16 protein-coding genes, 1 tRNA gene and 2 rRNA genes are annotated in these 21,564 nt (G+C 55.4%); 6 read left to right on the forward strand and 13 right to left on the reverse strand.

The features are described from left to right. Positions 1 to 34: 34 nt before the first annotated feature. The 11 genes from phnK to ACQG22_RS01775 all read right to left on the reverse strand — a co-directional run bounded on the left by phnK (position 35) and on the right by ACQG22_RS01775 (position 8,226). Entirely contained in the window at positions 35 to 790 is a 756-nt protein-coding gene (gene phnK / locus ACQG22_RS01725; RefSeq protein WP_013095105.1) for a phosphonate C-P lyase system protein PhnK, read from the reverse strand. Continuing rightward, positions 787 to 1,632, reverse strand: a complete 846-nt coding sequence (gene phnJ, locus ACQG22_RS01730) for an alpha-D-ribose 1-methylphosphonate 5-phosphate C-P-lyase PhnJ (RefSeq protein ID WP_013095106.1) — start codon at positions 1,630 to 1,632, stop codon at positions 787 to 789. The genes phnK and phnJ overlap by 4 nt, the downstream gene beginning before the upstream one ends. Further along, positions 1,625 to 2,689, reverse strand: a complete 1,065-nt coding sequence (locus ACQG22_RS01735; RefSeq protein ID WP_038980855.1) for a carbon-phosphorus lyase complex subunit PhnI — start codon at positions 2,687 to 2,689, stop codon at positions 1,625 to 1,627. Before ACQG22_RS01735 ends, phnJ begins: the two co-directional genes overlap by 8 nt. Next, a complete protein-coding gene (phnH, locus tag ACQG22_RS01740) occupies positions 2,689 to 3,273 on the reverse strand; it encodes a phosphonate C-P lyase system protein PhnH (protein ID WP_013095108.1) in 585 nt (194 codons plus the stop codon). Before phnH ends, ACQG22_RS01735 begins: the two co-directional genes overlap by 1 nt. After that, positions 3,270 to 3,722 (reverse strand): phosphonate C-P lyase system protein PhnG, encoded by a 453-nt coding sequence (gene phnG, locus ACQG22_RS01745; RefSeq protein WP_014830324.1) that lies wholly within the window; start codon positions 3,720 to 3,722, stop codon positions 3,270 to 3,272. The genes phnH and phnG overlap by 4 nt, the downstream gene beginning before the upstream one ends. Continuing rightward, positions 3,723 to 4,448: a phosphonate metabolism transcriptional regulator PhnF gene (phnF, locus tag ACQG22_RS01750; RefSeq protein WP_108454057.1), complete on the reverse strand. Its 726-nt coding sequence runs from the start codon at positions 4,446 to 4,448 to the stop codon at positions 3,723 to 3,725. It abuts the gene before it with no gap. Positions 4,449 to 4,468: 20 nt separating this feature from the next. Then, the gene (gene phnE, locus ACQG22_RS01755; protein ID WP_013095111.1) at positions 4,469 to 5,248 is read right to left on the reverse strand and encodes a phosphonate ABC transporter, permease protein PhnE; all 780 of its coding nucleotides are present in this window, start codon (positions 5,246 to 5,248) and stop codon (positions 4,469 to 4,471) included. A 116-nt stretch (positions 5,249 to 5,364) separates the two neighbouring features. Next, the gene (phnD, locus tag ACQG22_RS01760; RefSeq protein ID WP_038980858.1) at positions 5,365 to 6,381 is read right to left on the reverse strand and encodes a phosphonate ABC transporter substrate-binding protein; all 1,017 of its coding nucleotides are present in this window, start codon (positions 6,379 to 6,381) and stop codon (positions 5,365 to 5,367) included. Between the two features lie 23 nt (positions 6,382 to 6,404). Then, complete coding sequence (gene phnC / locus ACQG22_RS01765) at positions 6,405 to 7,193, reverse strand: phosphonate ABC transporter ATP-binding protein (RefSeq protein WP_013095113.1); 789 nt, start codon at positions 7,191 to 7,193, stop codon at positions 6,405 to 6,407. 173 nt (positions 7,194 to 7,366) lie between these two features. Continuing rightward, a complete protein-coding gene (gene yjdN, locus ACQG22_RS01770; RefSeq protein WP_023621457.1) occupies positions 7,367 to 7,810 on the reverse strand; it encodes a VOC family metalloprotein YjdN in 444 nt (147 codons plus the stop codon). 80 nt (positions 7,811 to 7,890) lie between these two features. Then, positions 7,891 to 8,226, reverse strand: coding sequence for a zinc ribbon domain-containing protein YjdM (locus tag ACQG22_RS01775; RefSeq protein ID WP_013095115.1), 336 nt, complete (start codon positions 8,224 to 8,226; stop codon positions 7,891 to 7,893). Between the two features lie 600 nt (positions 8,227 to 8,826). Here ACQG22_RS01775 and crfC point away from each other — a divergent pair. Both crfC and ACQG22_RS01785 read left to right on the forward strand, forming a co-directional pair. Continuing rightward, positions 8,827 to 11,181 (forward strand): clamp-binding protein CrfC, encoded by a 2,355-nt coding sequence (gene crfC / locus ACQG22_RS01780; protein WP_013095116.1) that lies wholly within the window; start codon positions 8,827 to 8,829, stop codon positions 11,179 to 11,181. Continuing rightward, entirely contained in the window at positions 11,178 to 12,053 is an 876-nt protein-coding gene (locus ACQG22_RS01785) for a diguanylate cyclase regulator RdcB family protein (RefSeq protein WP_029882903.1), read from the forward strand. The genes crfC and ACQG22_RS01785 overlap by 4 nt, the downstream gene beginning before the upstream one ends. Before the next feature lie 43 nt (positions 12,054 to 12,096). Here ACQG22_RS01785 and kdgT read toward each other — a convergent pair whose 3' ends face one another. Next, positions 12,097 to 13,089 carry a 2-keto-3-deoxygluconate transporter gene (gene kdgT, locus ACQG22_RS01790; protein ID WP_013095118.1) on the reverse strand — a complete coding sequence of 331 codons (993 nt, stop codon included), beginning with the start codon at positions 13,087 to 13,089 and terminating at the stop codon, positions 12,097 to 12,099. Positions 13,090 to 13,738: 649 nt separating this feature from the next. Here kdgT and proP point away from each other — a divergent pair. Beyond that, complete coding sequence (gene proP / locus ACQG22_RS01795) at positions 13,739 to 15,241, forward strand: glycine betaine/L-proline transporter ProP (protein ID WP_013095119.1); 1,503 nt, start codon at positions 13,739 to 13,741, stop codon at positions 15,239 to 15,241. Between the two features lie 33 nt (positions 15,242 to 15,274). On the opposite strand, the gene ACQG22_RS01800 is transcribed toward proP, so the two are convergent. Then, entirely contained in the window at positions 15,275 to 16,228 is a 954-nt protein-coding gene (locus ACQG22_RS01800) for a nickel/cobalt transporter (RefSeq protein WP_336340731.1), read from the reverse strand. Between the two features lie 497 nt (positions 16,229 to 16,725). Between ACQG22_RS01800 and ACQG22_RS01805 the strand changes: the two genes are divergently transcribed. The 3 genes from ACQG22_RS01805 to ACQG22_RS01815 all read left to right on the forward strand — a co-directional run bounded on the left by ACQG22_RS01805 (position 16,726) and on the right by ACQG22_RS01815 (position 21,512). After that, positions 16,726 to 18,265 (forward strand): 16S ribosomal RNA (locus ACQG22_RS01805). An 84-nt stretch (positions 18,266 to 18,349) separates the two neighbouring features. After that, a tRNA-Glu gene (locus tag ACQG22_RS01810) sits at positions 18,350 to 18,425 on the forward strand. A gap of 183 nt (positions 18,426 to 18,608) precedes the next feature. Further along, a 23S ribosomal RNA gene (locus ACQG22_RS01815) occupies positions 18,609 to 21,512 on the forward strand. The 16S and 23S rRNA genes sit together here with 1 tRNA gene alongside, the layout of an rRNA operon. The last annotated feature ends 52 nt before the right edge of the window (positions 21,513 to 21,564 follow it).

Raw genomic sequence — 21,564 nt, forward strand, 5'->3', positions numbered from 1 at the left:
CAAGGTACGGCGTTCGTTTTGCCGGGTGGCGCCCTCAATTCTGCAATACGGATGACACCAGCAGCTGGGTGTAAGGATGGAGCGGATCGTCGAGCACGCGGTCGGTTAACCCACTTTCCACCACCTGACCCTGCTTCATTACCAGCAGACGGTCTGCCAGCAGGCGAGCGACGCCCAGATCATGGGTGACAATCACCACCGCCAGGTTCAGCTCCACCACCAGACCGCGCAGCAGGTCGAGCAGGCGCGCCTGCACGGAGACGTCCAGCCCACCGGTGGGTTCATCCATAAACACCAGCTTCGGGTGGGTGACCAGGTTACGGGCGATCTGCAGGCGCTGCTGCATGCCGCCGGAGAAGGTGGTGGGCAAATCGTCGATGCGCGAGGCGGGGATCTCCACATCGGTCAGCCAGCGCTGTGCGGTTTCCCGGATGTTGCCGTAGTGCCGCGCGCCGGTCGCCATCAGCCGTTCGCCGATATTGCCTCCCGCCGAGACCTGACGACGCAGTCCGTCCAGCGGATGCTGATGTACCACGCCCCATTCGGTGCGCAGCAGGCGGCGGCGTTCAGCCTCGCTCATGCCATAGAGGGAGGCGCCCTCATACAAAATCTCGCCGTTCTGCGGGGCCAGGCGAGCGGAGATGGACTTCAGCAGGGTGGTTTTACCCGAGCCGGATTCACCGACAATCCCCAGCACCTCGCCCGGCCACAGCTCGAAAGAGACGTCGCTGAAGCCTTTGCCCGGCGCGTAAAGGTGGGTCAGGTTGTTCACTGAAAGCAGCGGTTTCATTGGCTGTTCGCCTCGCTCTGTTGGCGGCAGTAATCGGTGTCGGAGCAGACAAACATCCGTTTGCCCGTGTCATCCAGCACCACTTCATCCAGATAGCTGTGCTTCGAGCCGCAGATGGCGCACGGCTCGTCCCACTCCTGCACCGTGAACGGGTGGTCATCGAAATCGAGACTCTCCACGCGGGTGTAGGGCGGGACGGCGTAGATGCGCTTTTCGCGCCCGGCACCGAACAGCTGCAGGGCAGGCATCATGTCCATTTTCGGGTTGTCGAATTTCGGGATCGGCGACGGATCCATCACGTAGCGCCCGTTGACCTTCACCGGGTAGGCGTAGGTGGTGGCGATATGGCCGAAGCGGGCGATATCTTCATACAGCTTCACCTGCATCACCCCGTACTCTTCCAGGGCGTGCATGGTGCGGGTTTCGGTTTCGCGCGGCTCGATAAAGCGCAGCGGCTCCGGGATCGGCACCTGGAAAATCAAAATCTGATCTTCAGTGAGCGGCGTTTCGGGAATGCGGTGGCGGGTCTGGATAAGCGTCGCATCTTCGGTTTTTTCGGTGGTGTTGACGCCCGTCACGCGCTTAAAGAAGTTGCGAATCGACACGGCGTTGGTGGTGTCGTCGGCTCCCTGGTCGATGACCTTCAGCACGTCTGACTCACCGATGACGCTGGCGGTAAGCTGAATGCCACCGGTGCCCCAGCCGTAAGGCATCGGCATTTCTCGACCACCAAACGGCACCTGATAGCCGGGGATAGCGACCGCTTTCAGGATGGCGCGGCGGATCATGCGTTTGGTTTGCTCGTCCAGATAAGCAAAGTTGTAGCCGCTTAGGTTAGCCATTTTCACGCTCCCGTTGCAGACGTTTCAGCAGTTCCAGTTCGGCCTGGAAGTCAACGTAATGCGGCAGCTTGAGGTGCGAAACAAAGCCCGCCGCCTCGACGTTATCCGCGTGGGCCAGCACAAACTCTTCGTCCTGTGCCGGGCCGGAAATCTGTTCGCCGTAGTCCGGCGCCTGCAGGGCGCGGTCAACCAGCGCCATCGCCATGGCTTTACGCTCGCTCATGCCAAAGACCAACCCGTAACCACGGGTAAAGTGTGGGGTGTCGTCGTCAGGTGCGACAAAACCATTCACCATTTCACACTCGGTCATTAGCAGTTCACCGACGTTCACAGCAAAACCCAGCTCTTCGGGGATGATTTCGACGTCGAGATAGCCGCTGCGGATCTCCGCCGCAAACGGGTGGTTACGCCCGTAGCCGCGCTGCGTTGAATAGGCCAGCGCCAGCAGATAGCCTTCGTCCCCGCGCATCAGCTGCTGCAGGCGAGACGAGCGTGAACAGGGGTAAACGGGAGGCGTGCGGGTGATGTCGTCGGGTTGTGCTCCGGTCTCTTCTTCAGCCTTTGCCAGACCCTGCTTCGCCAGCAGGCTAAAGACGTGCGGAGACGCTTCCTGCCCGGTCTCCGTGGTGCTGAGCGGCGGCGTTTCGCCGTTCGCCAGCAGGGTGAAATCCAGCAGGCGGTGGGTGTAGTCGTACGTAGGGCCAAGGAGCTGGCCGCCGGGAATATCTTTATAAACGGCGGAAATTCGCCGCTCCAGGCGCATTTCTGCCGTATTGACCGGCTCGCTCACCGCCAGGCGGGGAACGGTGGTGCGCCAGGCGCGCAGCAAAAAGATGGCTTCGACGTTGTCGCCGCTGGCCTGCTTCAGCGCCAGCGCTGCCAGCTCGCGGTCGGCGACGCCGCCTTCGGTCATCACCCGATCCACCGCCAGGTTCAACTGCTGCTCAATCTGGGCGACGCTCAGCTCGGGAAGCTGTTCATCACCCCGTCGTCTGTGCGCCTGTAGCGCATGGGCGGCGGCGATGGCCTTCTCGCCCCCTTTGACGGCAACGTACATCAGCACACCTCCACGTGGGTGGTTCGCGGGATCGCCAGCAGGCGCTCGCCGCAGGTCAGGATCAGGTCAATGCCCAGCGGGAACGGATGCGGGCGTTCGGTCAGCTCATGAATAATGCACTCCGGCAGCTGTGGCGCGACCATGCGTTCGTCGGCAATCCCCGCCCCGGTCAGGCGCAGCATGCGACCACCGCTCAGGCTGGCGACCTGCAGGAGCAGCGTGGCGCTGGTCTCCGGTGCTACCGCGCTGCCTTCACTCAGGGCATTGAGCTGCTCATGGCTGATTTGCTCATCGGCAACGGCAAACACCGCCTGACGGGGCTGCTCAACCAGCGGGGCGTTAGTGTGAAAACGCAGATTCTGGCTGGCGATGTCATTGGATAACGTCCCCGAAAGCCACACCGGGGTATCGTTGTCGGCGAGGGTCAGCAGTACGCTGGTGGTCGCCAGGTTCAGCGGCAGCCAGCCCTGGGAGAGCTGATGCAGGGAGACAATCACGCCAGGCTCGCTCATGGCTTTCAGCAGGCGACGAAAACTGTGTTGGGCATCCTGGACAGCCAGGGTAAAAGCGGGTTGAAGCGTCATGCGTTATCTCCGCGAACAAGCGTAAAGAAGTCGACCCGGCTGGTATTGACTTGCGCCTGACGTGCGGCAGTGCGCGCGGCGAGGTCGGCTTCCAGCGGGGCAATCAGGGTTTCCATCAGGGTCTGGAAATGGGGTTGTTCCTGCAGCAGGGCGTCGATCACCGCGCAGCGCTCGGCGTGCGGTTTATCGCGACCGAGCACGTAGCTGTAACCCAGCGTGCCGCTGCTCAGACGAATGACCGCGCGGGTGAGGGCGGCATCACCGGCGAAAAAGCGCTCCCCGGTACCGCCCATTCTTGCCTGGATCTGTACCAGGCCAATTTCCGGCGCGCGGAGCGTTTCATAGTCTGGCGTCAGGTTAAGCGCGTTCATGCGGCTCGCCAGTGCAGCAGGCTGGCTATGGGCCAGGGCGCGCATCCAGCGCTGACGGGTGGAGGTGTCGAAATGCATTCAGTGCTCCATGGTGAATTCAATCATGTCGGCGCGGGTCAGGCTGACGGAGTACTCCGTTGCGTTGATCTCGCCGTCACGGTGGTTGAGGGTGCGCACGCAGAGCAGCGGAGCCATGTTGGGGATCTCCAGCACCTTGCTCTCTTTCGCCTGCGCGCGGCGGGCGCTGATACGCGTCTGGGTACGTTTGAGCACAAGACCCGTGGCGTCCTGCAAAAAGTCATGCAGTGAACCGCTGGAGAAGTGTTGCAGCACCGGCCAGAGGCTCAGGTCGCTGAAGTAGTGATCTATCTGGCAGACTGCCACGCCATTGACCCGGCGCAGGGTGCGCAGATGCACAACGTTGTCGCCCTCCTGAATACCCAGCGCATCGGCTACATGGCTGGAGGCCGGACGCAGCACGGAGAGCATTTTTTCGCTGGTGGGATGGCTTCCCTGGTCGAGCAGGTTCTGACTAAAGCGCGCCTGGGCATTGAGCGGGTAGTCGAACGGGCGCATCAGCACCAGCACGCCGACGCCCTGACGGCGCTGTACCCATCCGCGCTCAACCAGCTGATCGATGGCGCGGCGCAGGGTGTGGCGATTCACTTCATAGCGGTCGGCAAGCTGCTGTTCGGCTGGCAGGTAGTCTCCGCAGCGATAATGGGTGCGCAGCTCCACTTCGAGCTTTGCTGCAATCTCTTGCCAGCGGGTAGGGTAACTGGTCGGATGTCTGGATAAGTGCATACCAATCAAAGCCTCGCTTCTCAGATGAAGTGCTTACGCAAACGTTGAGAGAGGAAATCCAGCAGGCTGACGGTGATGATGATGAGTACCATCAGGGCGCAGGTTTGCTGGAACTGGAAACCGCGGATCGCCTCCCACAGGGTGACGCCAATGCCCCCTGCGCCGACCATGCCGACGACGGTGGCGGAACGGACGTTAGATTCGAAGCGGTAGAGCGAATAGGAGATCAGCAGCGGCATGACCTGGGGCAGCACGCCGTAAAGGATCTCTTCAATTTTGTTGGCGCCGGTGGCGCGAATACCTTCGACCGGGCCGGGTTCAATGGCTTCCACGGCTTCGGAAAGCAGCTTGGAGAGCACGCCGGTGGTGTGGATGAACAGCGCCATCACCCCCGCGAACGGCCCCAGACCCACGGCGACCACGAACAGCATCGCGAACACCATTTCGTTAATGGCGCGGCAGGCGTCCATCAGGCGGCGCATCGGCTGATAAATCCACCACGGAACGATGTTTTCCGCGCTCATCAGGCCAAACGGAATGGAGAGGATGACGGCCAGGGCGGTCCCCCAGACGGCGATTTGCAGGGTGACAGCCATTTCGCCGAGATAGTCCTGCCACTGGCTAAAATCGGGCGGGAAGAAGTCGGCAGCGAAGGTGGCCATGTTACCGGCGTCTTTAAACAGCAGCAGCGGATCCATCTCCGCGCCCTTCCAGGAGATAACCAGCACCGCCAGCAGGATGGCCCAGCTAAATAGCGAGAACCAGCTGCGTTTCGGCGGTGGGAGGGTGATGGTTTGCATGTTGACTCCTTTGTGTTTAGTTCCCTCTCCCACCGGGAGAGGATTAGGGTGAGGGGAAAATGTGCGCGCTGATGCCCTCACCCCGGCCCTCTCCCACAGGGAGAGGGAGAAAAGCGTTACTGCACCGCTTTATTCACACTGGTCATTGCACCAAGCGCGGCGGTCAGGCGGTCCAGGTCTTCCAGCTGGGCCTGAATAGCTGCCACTTTGCTGGTCTTCTCCTCGTCCTTAAGCCCCTTGTTGTCCTTCACGCCCTGCATCTCTTTAAACAGCGCCAGCTGGCGAATCGGGACCAGCTGCAGGTCGCTCGACGGGCGGAACGGTGCCCAGCCCAGACGCGTCAGCACGGCTTTCTCTTCCGGCGTTTTGCCGTAGGTCATAAAGAAGTCGTACACCTTGTCCTTGGTGCCTTCAGAAAGGTTTTTGCGCCAGACAATCGGGTCACCCGGGATGAGAGGGGATTTCCAGATCACCTTCAGCTCTTTCAGCTTGTCCGGTGCGGAGGTCTTCAGCTTGTCGAGGTTTTCGGTGTTGTTGGTGGCGACGTCCACCTGCTTGTTGGCCACGGCCAGAGCGTTGGTTTCATGGCTGGCATTGACGGTGCGTTTGAAATCGCTGGCAGAGGCATTATTTTTGGCGAAGACGTAATAGCCCGGCACCAGGAAGCCTGAAGTGGAGTTTGGATCGCCGTTGCCGAAGGTCAGTTCTTTGCGTTTGGCGAGCATATCGTTGAGGTTATTGATCGGGCTGTCTTTGTTGACGATCAGCACGCTCCAGTAACCCGGAGAGCCATCTGCAGCAACGGTCTGGGCAAAGACCTGGCCGTTTGCACGATCCACCGCTTCCATGGCGGAGAGGTTGCCATACCAGGCGATGTCCACTTTGTTAAAGCGCATCCCCTGGATGATGCCCGCGTAGTCCGGGGCGAAGAAGGCGTTTACTTTGATCCCCAGTTTGGTTTCCATATCTTTCAGGAAGGGTTCCCACTGAGGCTTCAGGTTCTGCTGTGATTCCGTCGAAATAATGCCAAAGTTCAGCGCTTTTTCCTGCTCCTCGGCGTACGCAGGGCTTAACAGGGTGCTGATGCTGAACATGCTGGTGAAAGCCAGCGCGGCAACCGTTTTATAGCTCATTTCCATTCCTCGTAGTGGGGACGTTATGCAGCCTTCGCGTTCTCTTCGACACGGTTAATGCTGCGGTAGAGATGGTCAAAACGTTCGTTATCAAACTGGTGGCTTGCGCCATCAAAGAACACATGTCCCTGACGCAGGGCGACAATGCGCTCGCAGTAGCGCAGGGCGTAATCCACCTGATGCAGCGTCACCACCACGGTGATGCCGTCGTTCTGGTTAATGTCATGCAGGGTTTCCATCACGATGCGGGCGGATTCCGGATCCAGCGAGGCGATGGGCTCGTCGGCAAGGATGATTTTCGCTTTCTGCATCAGGGCACGGGCGATGGCCACGCGCTGCTGTTGTCCACCGGAGAGGGTGGAGACGCGCTGATGGGCGAAGTGCGCCATGCCTACGCGGGTGAGTGCCCGCAACGCCTCTTGCTTCTGTAACGGGGAGAACCAGCGCAGACAGGTGCGCCAGAATGGGGTGCTGCCGAGCGCGCCAATCAGCACGTTCTCCAGCACCGTCAGTCGATTTACCAGATTAAATTGCTGGAAGATGCAGCCTGTCTGCGCGCGGCTTTTGCGGATATCCCGCGCCAGTCGCCCTGCGCGCTGTACGGTGTTGCCCAGCAGTTCGACGTGGCTTTCCGGGATGCTATCGCCGGTAATCAGGCCGCTTAAGTGACGCAATAGGGTGGATTTACCTGAACCGGATGGCCCCAGCAGCGCTACCATGTCGCCCTGCTGGACGGTCAGATCAACGGCATGCAGAGCCTTGTTGTGATGAAAGGTCTTGCTCAGTTTCTCTACGCGGATGACGGTTTGCATATGCTGGGCCTCACAATAAATGTGGCCTCATGCTGGCGCATCAATATGACATTTGGGTTAAGTGCAGGTTGCGGGAGTTTGAAGAGTTGAAGTGAAAACGATGACAATCTTTCCAGGCCCGGTCAGCGCAGCGCCACCCGGGGTTGTTGCCGGATGCGCTGCGCTTATCCGGCCTACGAACTTTGTTGCTGCTTAACGACGTTAATCATCCACGGCACGCCGTATTTGTCGGTGACCTTACCGAAACCGTGCGCCCAGAAGGTCTCCTGCCAGGCCATTTCAATATTTCCGCCATCCGCGAGATTGTCGAACCAGCGTTTGCCTTCATTGACATCCTGTGTGTCGAGAACCAGCGTGAATCCGGCATACTGCGCCTTACTGCCCGGCGGCAGGCCATCGCTCATCATGATATCGCTGCCCGCAATGCGAACGTTGGAGTGGGCTATAGCGGAGTCCGGGAACTGCATGCCAGACGGGCAGCCTTCTTCGCTGCTCTCGCTTTTTGGCATTTCGCCGAAGGTGATTTTATAGAGGAGTTCTGCGCCGACGGCCTGCTGATAAAAGGCGGTTGCCTCTGCGCAGTTGCCGGCGAAAGAGATGTAGGGACTTAACGGCATAATCTTTACCTCACGTAAGAAAAGCCCATTAAGTGTAGTGGGTGTGTGCCCGGTAAGCGAAGCGCCACCGGGCGGGCAAATCAGTTCTTTTTCACAAACTCAGATTTCAGTTTCATTGGACCAAAACCGTCAATTTTGCAGTCGATATTATGATCGCCTTCAACCAGACGGATATTCTTCACTTTGGTCCCGATCTTCAGCATGGAAGAGCTGCCTTTAACCTTCAGGTCTTTGACGACGGTGACGCTGTCGCCATCTGCCAGCAGGTTACCGTTAGCATCTTTTACAATCAGCACGTCAGCATCCTGTGACGGCTCTGCGTCGTTCCATTCGTGGGCGCATTCCGGGCAGATGAACATGCCATTATCTTCATAGGTGTATTCAGAATTGCATTTCGGGCAGTGTGGAAGTTGCATCGGGGGTATCCTCAAAAAAGTGCTTAACACGCTGGAAAGTGCCAGCAAAATGACGGCAGAGCGCCGAAAAAGAGGGCAAGTATAACGCAAATCCACACGATTGTCGGTGATATTGTTTAATAAAAAAAAACCGAAAAGCGTGTTGCGGGTGACACTTTCTGTCAGTCGGTTAAGCGATGCTAACGCCATTAACGTGTTGGGAAGAATTGACACTGAATATATCGAATATTTTATTGCGGCAAATTGCTACGTTCCGCCATTTCGGATAAGGTGAAGCGACACATTGTTATTTATCGCCGGTTTTCGTCGTCGTACATCTGTTATGACGCTGAACCATTCCCTCTCTTTTTAGGTGGGTAAATAATGATGATATATCCTGAAGTTTCTTAAAAATGGGCTACGCTTTTTATCTTTTGACTATCAGGTCAGGAGAAAAGCTTTTCACGCCATGCAAGGATAGCGATTTATTTCTGATTGTCTTCAATCAGTTATATTTCGGTGAACATGTTTTCCACACGTGATCATATAAGCCGAAAAACATAATTAAAACCCGGTGGCTTAATAAAAGTAATAAATTTGCGTTAAGGAAAGGCTTTTATCATGCACACACAGACAATTTTTGAATTAAGCCAGGAAGCAGAACGGTTGCTACAACTCGCCCTGCAAAACCTTGATACCTTGAAATCAATGCCGATAGCGATGCTGGAGAGTACCGCGACGGCCATTACGGGTGAAAAGAACAACGTTTTACCTTTGCATTTTAGCGCGCGTGGTGTCGAAGCACAGCAGGCGATGCTGAATAGTGAATTGCGCAAAATAACCCGTCTGGAAATGGTGCTGGCTATTGTTGGAACCATGAAGGCGGGGAAATCGACCACCATTAATGCGATTGTGGGCACCGAAGTATTGCCCAACCGCAACCGTCCGATGACGGCGCTCCCGACCCTTATTCGTCATACGCCGGGCCAGAAAGAGCCGGTACTGCATTTTACGCATGTCTCTCCCATTGATGATCTGATCCAACTGCTACAGAAAAAGCTCTGCGATGACGATCGCGGCAAGCTGGCGCAGCGTCTGGAAATCGATAAAGACATGAATACGCTGCTGGAGAGAATTGAAAGAGGCGAGGCTTTCGAGAAACACCACCTTGGGGCGCAGCCGATATTTCATTGTCTGAAAAGCCTGAACGACCTGGTGAGGCTCTCTCAGGCGCTGGATGTGGCCTTCCCATTCTCTGAGTACGCGGCGATAGAACATATACCGGTGATTGAGGTGGAGTTTGTGCATCTTGCGGGTCTGGATGCGCACCTGGGGCAGCTGACGCTGCTGGACACGCCTGGGCCAAATGAAGCCGGGCAGCCCCATCTGCAAAAAATGCTCACCGAACAGTTGTCCCGCGCCTCCGCGGTGCTGGCGGTGATGGACTATACCCAGCTCAAATCGATTTCTGATGAAGAGGTTCGTCAGGCCATTTCGGTAGCGGGAAAATCGGTGCCTTTGTATGCGCTGGTGAATAAATTCGACCAGAAGGATCGCAACAGCGACGATGAAGAGCAGGTCAGGGCGATGATCTCCGGGACCTTAATGAAAGGGAACATCTCTCCGGGACAAATTTACCCTGTTTCGTCGATGTGGGCCTATCTGGCAAACCGCGCCCGCTATGAGATGGCGAACCATGGGCAGCTACCGGATCACCAGGAACAGCGCTGGGTACAGGACTTTGCCGAGGCCGCGCTGGGGCGTCGCTGGCGTACGGCGGACCTGGACGATATCGAACATATTCGCCATGCGGCTGATTTGCTGTGGGAAGATTCGTTATTTGAACAACCTATCCGCAAACTGATTTACGCCGCCTATGCCAATGCGTCGTTATTTGCGCTGCGTTCGGCGTCGCATAAGCTGCTCAACTATGCCCAAAATGCCAGAGAGTATCTCGATTTTCGCTATCAGGCCCTGACGGTGGCCTTTGAATCGCTGGAGCTGAATATTACGCGTCTTGAAGAGGATATGGCTCTGTTGCAGACACGGCAGCGCGTGGCCAGCGAAGAAGTCAAACACGAAGTGGAGCAGGCCCTCCACGCCACTGACGATTTTATGGCGTTGCAGAAAGGAGCCCTTCAGCAGGCGATTGGTCATATCTTCAACAGCCACACGCTACTTGATTTGGCAGGTATTGATCCGCTGAATCATCGGCAGGATGCACCGGAGGCGCTGACGCAGCTGGTGCTGGATGATGAAAGGCAGGCGCAAACGGTACTGAACAGCATCCGCTCCGCCTGCGAGCAGGTCATGCTGGACGCACAGACGAAAATCAGCCGGGAGCTGGCGCTTCGCTTCGATCAACTGGAGTCTACGCTGGCGCGTTCGCTGAATGAGGCGATGCGGCCCATTGAGCTGCGTATTAAAGAGCAGCTCAGCCATGCCGGTTTCCGGGCGCGGATCAGTTTCCCGGCATTTCAGGCAAATCAGCTGAACTTCAATACGCGGGCGCTGTTTACTGATGCCATCGCGGAGGATACCCGTCCGGCAGGCCAGCCATCGGCTGCGGGAAGTGTACGGGAAACGGTGTCGCGCTGGCTGAACAATCCTGGCTGGGGCTGGGAAGATTATGTGGCGACGCGCACGCGATACGTTATTGATATTGCGCAGCTGCATGACAAGTTTATGCAGCATATTGATCAGTTTTGTGAACAAATCCGTAAAGCTTTAACCGCGCAGGTCGATGTCTCTGTTACGGCGGGTATGGCAACGTTCTTTGCAGAATTTTCGTTATGCCTTGCCGGGTTACAGGAAAGCTTGCGTGATAGCCTCGCAGTCCGTCAGCAAAATGAGCATTCGACCCGATCGCTCAGCCAGCTGTTGAAACAAAGTATCACGACTGCGACGTGGATTCAGGAAGATACCCGACTGTTACGCGATGATATTCAAACTCTTTTCGCGGCAGAGCAACCATGACAACACAGCTACTGGACGGTCCCGGGCGGACGCTGGAGTGTATCCATCCTAAATTTATGGTCGATCTGGTCCAGGGGGTAGACGCGCCGCGTCATACCCATCTGGGGCCGCAACAGCTGCAGTTTCGTGAGCGTTTGACGCAGGAGATCATGACGCACACCCGGCTGCGACCGTGGGCAATGGCGGGAATGCTCAACGAAAATGCGGCTCTGCGCCTGGGGCTGGCGGAAAAGCTGGCCGGCATGCTGGATCCGGGGCATCTCGCGCTGACGCGTATGGCCGATAAACTGGTTGCCCTGCGCCAGCAAACCTCTCTGCGTACGCAGCCATCGCCGGGCCTGGTTCAGCAGTACGCTGAACTCTCTTCCCATTTTCTTCAACGCGCAGCCTATAAAGAAAAGGCGTTGTCCCAGCGTGGGTTAACGGTGCAGGCGGGCGATCATAGCGAGCAGATTTTTACCCGCTGGCGGGCCGGACACTATGATGGCTGGTCGCTGGCCGGGCGTTGCTACATTGTGCTGGAAGAGCTGCGCTGGGGAGCATTTGGCGATGCCTGTCGTCTGGCGAATGCGGACGTGGCGGCAATGCTCAAGGATAACCTGCGCAGCATGGCGGCAAATTATCTGGCGCAGGGGATCAATGCTTCTCCCACTACCCGCCATTTTTATCACCAGTGGCTCACAACCCCCTCTACGCCGGGGAGCATCGATCATAAAGATATGCTGGGCTGGCTGGGGGACTGGTGCCAGGCGGACAGCCACCCGGTGAGCTGGTCAGTAACTCAAAACTGGCAAACGGTCGCGCTGGGTATGCCGAGACTCTGTTCGGCAAAGCGGCTGGTGGATGGGATGGTGGAAGAAATTTTTGGTTGAACCCCTCACCCGGTGGGGAGAGGGGCCGGTCTTATGCGGTGCGTTAATGATGAAGCTCTACCGCTTTCGGTTCTGTATCCGGCTCGGGGAGATTGCCGAAGCGCTTCGCATACAGGGCCGTGATGATGGGCACCAGAATGGCGGTGACGATCACGCTGGCGGCAACCAGCGCCGTTGCCGAGGCCGCAACCGGTTCGAAAGCCGGGTTAATCTGGGCAATGATCACCGGATTCGCCACGGCGGCCCCGGCGGCTGAAGAGGCGGCTACACCTGCCGTTCCGTTTCCTCCGCCAATTACGCGATCGGCAATGATCAGCGGAATGCCGGTGATAATGATAACAGCCACGCCAAGGACAATACCCAGCAGACCGGTATCGAGGATCACCTTCAGGTTAATGGTATTCCCCAGCGCGAAGCCGAAGAACGGGATCAGCACCGGCGTGGCTTTGCTGAAGAAATCGCGCAGATCGTGGTCCAGATTCCCCAGCGCAAAACCGATCAGGAAAGGCAGGATCGCGCCGACAAAGTGGTGTGGTTCAAACGAGGCCAGCCCCGCCGAGCCCAGAATCAACATCGTCATCAGCGGACCGGACTCCAGAGACATCAGCACAAAGGCGCCAGACTCCTCTTTTGTGCCGTACTGGTTCATCAGGCTGGCATAGAGCCCACCGTTAGTCATATCCATCGCGGAGACAATGGCCAGAACGGATAATCCGGCGAAGAATCCGGTCTGAATGCCATTCTCCGGAATGAACAGTGCACAGACCATTGCCACAACCCAGGCAACCGCAATTTTCGTTATAACCAGCGTTCCGGATTTACGTAATACGGTACCCGTTGCCCGCAGGTTAATAGATGCTCCAATACAAAAGAACCAGACGGCCAGAATGGGCACGGTTCCCGTAATCATTCCTTTTGTGAAACCACCAAAATAAGCACCGGTATCAGGTGCCAGGGTATTCAGAATGGCGCCAAGCACCAGAGGAACCAGCATCATCCCGCCGGGGATGCGTTCTATTGTGGCTTTAATCTTCATGTACAACCCTCACATCGTGTCCCGCGTGGCGGACGGAATGCTATCGAAAATAAAATCAACAAATTCAGTTAATTGAAAGGATGCTTAGCCTGGCGCTTCGTTATCCTTTCAGGGAAATTAATCGCGCGCTCTTGATTCATGCCGCTCAAAAGCCCGCTGGACGTTGCGTTCGGATTTATCATGCGATCATTGGAATGATGATTCAATGAAAATAAAACAGTGTTTTAGTTATCTCTATCACATATTCGGCGTAAATATTCGAACCGCGTTTTAATATTTAAAATTTATGTAAATCTGATGTGACGCAGTATGGTTTTGATAATTGTTGTTCAGGCGATAATAACGTGCGTGAGCATGTTCTTTTTTGGTGGATAAGAAAGAGCTGATGGGCGGAAATTGACAAATATTGAACTCAGTTGACGATACGGAAAAATATATGTGAAGTTGATCACAAATATAAACGCTGGTAGGGTAAAAAGGTCATTAACTGCCCAGACAGGCGTCAACAGGTTCGGTTGTATCGACGTAAAACGTCAATGTAAGTAAACCTGCTACGCTTGAATAAGGCGATTCGCATGGAGCGGATCCCCGTTTCACGGTTCACCAGATGGCCGGTGAAATGGACAGGGCTGAGTCAACGAGGAAAGCTATGCTTAGAAGGAAAAAGATTAAACCCATCACGCTTCGCGACGTCACCATCATCGATGATGCAAAACTGCGTAAAGCGATCACTGCCGCCTCGCTCGGTAATGCGATGGAATGGTTCGATTTTGGTGTCTACGGCTTCGTGGCCTATGCGTTAGGTAAAGTGTTCTTCCCCGGCGCCGACCCCAGCCTGCAGATGATTGCCGCGCTGGGTACGTTCTCGGTTCCCTTCCTCATTCGCCCGCTGGGTGGTCTGTTCTTCGGTATGCTTGGTGATAAATATGGTCGTCAGAAGATCCTGGCCATCACCATTGTCATTATGTCGATCAGTACATTCTGTATCGGCCTGATCCCGTCTTATGCTTCGATTGGCATCTGGGCGCCAATATTGCTGCTGCTCTGTAAGATGGCTCAGGGATTCTCCGTAGGGGGAGAATATACCGGTGCCTCGATCTTCGTTGCAGAGTACTCCCCGGACCGTAAACGTGGCTTTATGGGAAGCTGGCTGGACTTTGGTTCCATTGCCGGGTTCGTCATGGGGGCGGGCGTGGTGGTGCTGATTTCAACCGTGGTTGGTGAGGCGAACTTCCTTGAATGGGGCTGGCGTATTCCGTTCTTCCTCGCGCTGCCGCTGGGGATCATTGGCCTGTATCTGCGTCATGCGCTTGAAGAGACGCCTGCGTTCCAGCAGCACGTTGATAAGCTTGAGCAGGGTGACCGCGAAGGTCTGCAGGATGGCCCGAAAGTCTCCTTTAAAGAGATCGCGACCAAACACTGGCGCAGCCTGCTGGTCTGTATCGGCCTGGTGATCTCCACGAACGTGACTTACTACATGCTGCTGACCTACATGCCGAGCTATCTGTCGCATAACCTGCACTACTCGGAAGACCACGGTGTGCTGATCATTATCGCCATCATGGTGGGTATGCTGTTTGTGCAACCGATTATGGGGCTGTTGAGTGACCGCTTTGGCCGTCGACCGTTCATTATTCTGGGTAGCGTTGCGCTGTTTGCCCTTGCTATTCCGGCATTCATTCTGATTAACAGCAATGTGCTGGGCCTGATTTTTGCCGGCTTGCTGATGCTGGCGGTGATCCTCAACTGCTTCATCGGGGTGATGGCCTCTACACTACCGGCCATGTTCCCGACGCATATTCGCTACAGTGCGCTGGCGGCGGCCTTTAACATCTCGGTTCTGATTGCCGGTCTGACGCCGACGCTTGCCGCCTCTCTGGTGGAAAGCACGCAAAACCTGATGATGCCCGCTTATTACCTGATGGTTATCGCGGTGATTGGTTTGATTACGGGTATTACCATGAAGGAGACGGCGAACCGTCCTCTGAAAGGGGCGACGCCTGCGGCATCGGATATTCAGGAAGCGAAAGAGATCCTGCGCGAGCACTACGATAACGTCGAGCAGAAGATTGAAGATATTGACGCAGAGATTGAAGAACTGCAGAAGAAACGCTCCCGACTGGTGGACCAACATCCACGCATCAACGAGTAATCAAAAAACCCGCCGCTGGCGGGTTTTCTTTTATTAGCATCCTGCTGCGATGTAATCGCCATTGGCGCTGATGGGGATCACCGTCAGGAACAGGATGGTCGCAAACAGGATCAGAACAATCCCGCCAGCAATCTTGACCGCCGGAACCAGCCACTTCAGCGAGGTGTCGCCACCGAACCAGGCGACCGTGCGCTCCCGGGCGTAACGCACGGCCAGCGATAGCCCCATAATCGACAGCGCGGTTCCCAGCGACATGGTCATTACCGCGGCCATTCCCCAGGTGACGATGCCCAGCGCATTCGAAAACATCAGGATCATAATGGCCCCACTGCACGGACGCGCGCCGATCGCCAGAATTACACCCAGACGGGTTTTCCAGTCACCCTGCGCAAGGTCTGCCCCTACGCCGTGATGGCCGCAGCCACAATGTTCATCATGCTGGTGAAGGGGCGTGATGGCGGAGATTGCCATCCTGCGCGGGCGCAGGCTTTTCAGCGCCTGGTAAATGATAAACGCGCCGAATGCGCCAATGAGGACCGCGCTTATCTTCTCGACATACCAGCGGCTGGTACTGATATCCCCGGACGCCAGGTTAAACCCCACCGCCAGAATAAAGACAAACAGAATGGCGCTGACGCCCTGCAGCATACTGCCAAAAAAAGGAACGACCCGGGCAGCCAGTTCGCTCTCTTTATTTGTACTGAGATAGGTAGTGACAATGAATTTGCCGTGCCCCGGCCCGATAGCGTGAAGTACGCCATAGAAGAACGCGCCGGTTAATAGCCATAAGCCACCGCTGTACTGATGGTTATTAAGCTGCAACAGGTACATCACCAGATAACGGTGCAGGGTGATTTGCGTAGCAAGACACCACTGGATGAAAGACCCCCAGTGTGCGTGCAGAGTGAAGCCCGCAATAAGGAGTAGCAGCGTCATGAGGCCAGCGCCAGGAATGCGCCAGTCTCGGGTGAGGCGTTGTGTGATCATGGATATTGTCTGTCAGGGAAAATATTTGCCAATAGTATAGATGATTATCCCCCTCAATCCGTGGGTTCTTATGAAGCTTACGCGTTGTATTGTGGATAAGTCTGTGTGTAAAAGGGTATAAAGCGGGGTTTTGCTGGGGAATGCAGCAGTCAGTCATTTTTCTGTCATTTAGCGGTTGCGGCCTGCGGAGAACTCCCTATAATGCGCCTCCATCGACACGGCGGATGTGAATCACTTCACAAACAACCCGGTCGGTTGAAGAGAAAAAATTCTGAAAATCAGGGTTGACTCTGAAAGAGGAAAGCGTAATATACGCCACCTCGCGACAGAGCGCTGAAGCGCGTCGCAACTGCTCTTTAACAATTTATCAGACAATCTGTGTGGGCACTCAAAGTGACATGGATTCTTAATGTCTTCGGACAATAAATGAATACCAAGTCTCAACGAGTGAACACGTAATTCATTACGAAGTTTAATTCATTGAGCATCAAACTTTTAAATTGAAGAGTTTGATCATGGCTCAGATTGAACGCTGGCGGCAGGCCTAACACATGCAAGTCGAACGGTAGCACAGAGAGCTTGCTCTCGGGTGACGAGTGGCGGACGGGTGAGTAATGTCTGGGAAACTGCCTGATGGAGGGGGATAACTACTGGAAACGGTAGCTAATACCGCATAATGTCGCAAGACCAAAGAGGGGGACCTTCGGGCCTCTTGCCATCAGATGTGCCCAGATGGGATTAGCTAGTAGGTGGGGTAACGGCTCACCTAGGCGACGATCCCTAGCTGGTCTGAGAGGATGACCAGCCACACTGGAACTGAGACACGGTCCAGACTCCTACGGGAGGCAGCAGTGGGGAATATTGCACAATGGGCGCAAGCCTGATGCAGCCATGCCGCGTGTATGAAGAAGGCCTTCGGGTTGTAAAGTACTTTCAGCGGGGAGGAAGGTGTTGTGGTTAATAACCGCAGCAATTGACGTTACCCGCAGAAGAAGCACCGGCTAACTCCGTGCCAGCAGCCGCGGTAATACGGAGGGTGCAAGCGTTAATCGGAATTACTGGGCGTAAAGCGCACGCAGGCGGTCTGTCAAGTCGGATGTGAAATCCCCGGGCTCAACCTGGGAACTGCATTCGAAACTGGCAGGCTGGAGTCTTGTAGAGGGGGGTAGAATTCCAGGTGTAGCGGTGAAATGCGTAGAGATCTGGAGGAATACCGGTGGCGAAGGCGGCCCCCTGGACAAAGACTGACGCTCAGGTGCGAAAGCGTGGGGAGCAAACAGGATTAGATACCCTGGTAGTCCACGCCGTAAACGATGTCGATTTGGAGGTTGTGCCCTTGAGGCGTGGCTTCCGGAGCTAACGCGTTAAATCGACCGCCTGGGGAGTACGGCCGCAAGGTTAAAACTCAAATGAATTGACGGGGGCCCGCACAAGCGGTGGAGCATGTGGTTTAATTCGATGCAACGCGAAGAACCTTACCTGGTCTTGACATCCACAGAACTTTCCAGAGATGGATTGGTGCCTTCGGGAACTGTGAGACAGGTGCTGCATGGCTGTCGTCAGCTCGTGTTGTGAAATGTTGGGTTAAGTCCCGCAACGAGCGCAACCCTTATCCTTTGTTGCCAGCGGTTAGGCCGGGAACTCAAAGGAGACTGCCAGTGATAAACTGGAGGAAGGTGGGGATGACGTCAAGTCATCATGGCCCTTACGACCAGGGCTACACACGTGCTACAATGGCGCATACAAAGAGAAGCGACCTCGCGAGAGCAAGCGGACCTCATAAAGTGCGTCGTAGTCCGGATTGGAGTCTGCAACTCGACTCCATGAAGTCGGAATCGCTAGTAATCGTAGATCAGAATGCTACGGTGAATACGTTCCCGGGCCTTGTACACACCGCCCGTCACACCATGGGAGTGGGTTGCAAAAGAAGTAGGTAGCTTAACCTTCGGGAGGGCGCTTACCACTTTGTGATTCATGACTGGGGTGAAGTCGTAACAAGGTAACCGTAGGGGAACCTGCGGTTGGATCACCTCCTTACCTTAAAGAACCTGCCTTTGCAGTGCTCACACAGATTGTCTGATGAAAAGTAAATAGCAAGGCGTCTTGCGATTGAGACTGTACGTCCCCTTCGTCTAGAGGCCCAGGACACCGCCCTTTCACGGCGGTAACAGGGGTTCGAATCCCCTAGGGGACGCCACTTGCTGGTTCGTGAGTGAAAGTCACCTGCCGTCATATCTCAAAACTGACTTGCGAGTCATGTTTGAGATATTTGCTCTTTAAAAATCTGGATCAAGCTGAAAATTGAAACGACACATCTTTAATGGTGTGTTCGAGTCTCTCAAATTTTCGCAATCAGAAGTGAAACATCTTCGGGTTGTGAGGTTAAGCGACTAAGCGTACACGGTGGATGCCCTGGCAGTCAGAGGCGATGAAGGACGTGCTAATCTGCGAAAAGCGCCGGCGAGGTGATATGAACCCTTGACCCGGCGATGTCCGAATGGGGAAACCCAGTGTGATTCGTCACACTATCGTTAACTGAATACATAGGTTAACGAGGCGAACCGGGGGAACTGAAACATCTAAGTACCCCGAGGAAAAGAAATCAACCGAGATTCCCCCAGTAGCGGCGAGCGAACGGGGAGCAGCCCAGAGTCTGAATCAGCTTGTGTGTTAGTGGAAGCGTCTGGAAAGTCGCACGGTACAGGGTGAAAGTCCCGTACACGAAAATGCACAGGCTGTGAACTCGAAGAGTAGGGCGGGACACGTGGTATCCTGTCTGAATATGGGGGGACCATCCTCCAAGGCTAAATACTCCTGACTGACCGATAGTGAACCAGTACCGTGAGGGAAAGGCGAAAAGAACCCCGGCGAGGGGAGTGAAAAAGAACCTGAAACCGTGTACGTACAAGCAGTGGGAGCACCTTCGGGTGTGACTGCGTACCTTTTGTATAATGGGTCAGCGACTTATATTCTGTAGCAAGGTTAACCGTATAGGGGAGCCGAAGGGAAACCGAGTCTTAACTGGGCGTTAAGTTGCAGGGTATAGACCCGAAACCCGGTGATCTAGCCATGGGCAGGTTGAAGGTTGGGTAACACTAACTGGAGGACCGAACCGACTAATGTTGAAAAATTAGCGGATGACCTGTGGCTGGGGGTGAAAGGCCAATCAAACCGGGAGATAGCTGGTTCTCCCCGAAAGCTATTTAGGTAGCGCCTCGTGAACTCATCTTCGGGGGTAGAGCACTGTTTCGGCTAGGGGGCCATCCCGGCTTACCAACCCGATGCAAACTACGAATACCGAAGAATGTTATCACGGGAGACACACGGCGGGTGCTAACGTCCGTCGTGAAGAGGGAAACAACCCAGACCGCCAGCTAAGGTCCCAAAGTCATGGTTAAGTGGGAAACGATGTGGGAAGGCCCAGACAGCCAGGATGTTGGCTTAGAAGCAGCCATCATTTAAAGAAAGCGTAATAGCTCACTGGTCGAGTCGGCCTGCGCGGAAGATGTAACGGGGCTAAACCATGCACCGAAGCTGCGGCAGCGACGCTTATGCGTTGTTGGGTAGGGGAGCGTTCTGTAAGCCGTTGAAGGTGGCCTGTGAGGGTTGCTGGAGGTATCAGAAGTGCGAATGCTGACATAAGTAACGATAAAGCGGGTGAAAAGCCCGCTCGCCGGAAGACCAAGGGTTCCTGTCCAACGTTAATCGGGGCAGGGTGAGTCGACCCCTAAGGCGAGGCCGAAAGGCGTAGTCGATGGGAAACAGGTTAATATTCCTGTACTTGGTGTTACTGCGAAGGGGGGACGGAGAAGGCTATGTTAGCCGGGCGACGGTTGTCCCGGTTTAAGCATGTAGGCGGAGGTTCCAGGTAAATCCGGTACCTTTTAACGCTGAGGTGTGATGACGAGGCACTACGGTGCTGAAGTAACAAATGCCCTGCTTCCAGGAAAAGCCTCTAAGCATCAGGTAACACGAAATCGTACCCCAAACCGACACAGGTGGTCAGGTAGAGAATACCAAGGCGCTTGAGAGAACTCGGGTGAAGGAACTAGGCAAAATGGTGCCGTAACTTCGGGAGAAGGCACGCTGATATGTAGGTGAAGCCCCTGCGGGTGGAGCTGAAATCAGTCGAAGATACCAGCTGGCTGCAACTGTTTATTAAAAACACAGCACTGTGCAAACACGAAAGTGGACGTATACGGTGTGACGCCTGCCCGGTGCCGGAAGGTTAATTGATGGGGTTAGCGGTAACGCGAAGCTCTTGATCGAAGCCCCGGTAAACGGCGGCCGTAACTATAACGGTCCTAAGGTAGCGAAATTCCTTGTCGGGTAAGTTCCGACCTGCACGAATGGCGTAATGATGGCCAGGCTGTCTCCACCCGAGACTCAGTGAAATTGAACTCGCTGTGAAGATGCAGTGTACCCGCGGCAAGACGGAAAGACCCCGTGAACCTTTACTATAGCTTGACACTGAACACTGGTCCTTGATGTGTAGGATAGGTGGGAGGCTTTGAAGCGTGGACGCCAGTCTGCGTGGAGCCGTCCTTGAAATACCACCCTTTAATGGCTGGTGTTCTAACGTAGACCCGTAATCCGGGTTGCGGACAGTGTCTGGTGGGTAGTTTGACTGGGGCGGTCTCCTCCCAAAGAGTAACGGAGGAGCACGAAGGTTAGCTAATCCTGGTCGGACATCAGGAGGTTAGTGCAATGGCATAAGCTAGCTTGACTGCGAGAGTGACGGCTCGAGCAGGTGCGAAAGCAGGTCATAGTGATCCGGTGGTTCTGAATGGAAGGGCCATCGCTCAACGGATAAAAGGTACTCCGGGGATAACAGGCTGATACCGCCCAAGAGTTCATATCGACGGCGGTGTTTGGCACCTCGATGTCGGCTCATCACATCCTGGGGCTGAAGTAGGTCCCAAGGGTATGGCTGTTCGCCATTTAAAGTGGTACGCGAGCTGGGTTTAGAACGTCGTGAGACAGTTCGGTCCCTATCTGCCGTGGGCGCTGGAGAATTGAGGGGGGCTGCTCCTAGTACGAGAGGACCGGAGTGGACGCATCACTGGTGTTCGGGTTGTCATGCCAATGGCACTGCCCGGTAGCTAAATGCGGAAGAGATAAGTGCTGAAAGCATCTAAGCACGAAACTTGCCCCGAGATGAGTTCTCCCTGAGACTTAAAGTCTCCTGAAGGAACGTTGAAGACGACGACGTTGATAGGTCGGGTGTGTAAGCGCAGCGATGCGTTGAGCTAACCGATACTAATGAACCGTGAGGCTTAACCTTACAACGCCGAAGGTGTTTTGGCGAAGAGACAGATTTTCAGCCTGATACAGAT

The sequence above is a fragment of the Enterobacter cloacae complex sp. 309I3 genome, assembly GCF_050031595.1.
Lineage (GTDB): Bacteria > Pseudomonadota > Gammaproteobacteria > Enterobacterales > Enterobacteriaceae > Enterobacter > Enterobacter cloacae.

Coding starts and splice junctions, on each gene's coding strand:
- ACQG22_RS01800 (WP_336340731.1), bottom strand. CDS start 16,228: ATGATCACACAACGCCTCACCCGAGACTGGCGCATTCCTGGCGCTGGC.
- kdgT (WP_013095118.1), bottom strand. CDS start 13,089: ATGAAGATTAAAGCCACAATAGAACGCATCCCCGGCGGGATGATGCTG.
- phnC (WP_013095113.1), bottom strand. CDS start 7,193: ATGCAAACCGTCATCCGCGTAGAGAAACTGAGCAAGACCTTTCATCAC.
- proP (WP_013095119.1), top strand. CDS start 13,739: ATGCTTAGAAGGAAAAAGATTAAACCCATCACGCTTCGCGACGTCACC.
- ACQG22_RS01735 (WP_038980855.1), bottom strand. CDS start 2,689: ATGTACGTTGCCGTCAAAGGGGGCGAGAAGGCCATCGCCGCCGCCCAT.
- phnJ (WP_013095106.1), bottom strand. CDS start 1,632: ATGGCTAACCTAAGCGGCTACAACTTTGCTTATCTGGACGAGCAAACC.
- phnD (WP_038980858.1), bottom strand. CDS start 6,381: ATGAGCTATAAAACGGTTGCCGCGCTGGCTTTCACCAGCATGTTCAGC.
- phnE (WP_013095111.1), bottom strand. CDS start 5,248: ATGCAAACCATCACCCTCCCACCGCCGAAACGCAGCTGGTTCTCGCTA.
- yjdN (WP_023621457.1), bottom strand. CDS start 7,810: ATGCCGTTAAGTCCCTACATCTCTTTCGCCGGCAACTGCGCAGAGGCA.
- phnF (WP_108454057.1), bottom strand. CDS start 4,448: ATGCACTTATCCAGACATCCGACCAGTTACCCTACCCGCTGGCAAGAG.
- ACQG22_RS01775 (WP_013095115.1), bottom strand. CDS start 8,226: ATGCAACTTCCACACTGCCCGAAATGCAATTCTGAATACACCTATGAA.
- phnK (WP_013095105.1), bottom strand. CDS start 790: ATGAAACCGCTGCTTTCAGTGAACAACCTGACCCACCTTTACGCGCCG.
- phnH (WP_013095108.1), bottom strand. CDS start 3,273: ATGACGCTTCAACCCGCTTTTACCCTGGCTGTCCAGGATGCCCAACAC.
- crfC (WP_013095116.1), top strand. CDS start 8,827: ATGCACACACAGACAATTTTTGAATTAAGCCAGGAAGCAGAACGGTTG.
- phnG (WP_014830324.1), bottom strand. CDS start 3,722: ATGCATTTCGACACCTCCACCCGTCAGCGCTGGATGCGCGCCCTGGCC.
- ACQG22_RS01785 (WP_029882903.1), top strand. CDS start 11,178: ATGACAACACAGCTACTGGACGGTCCCGGGCGGACGCTGGAGTGTATC.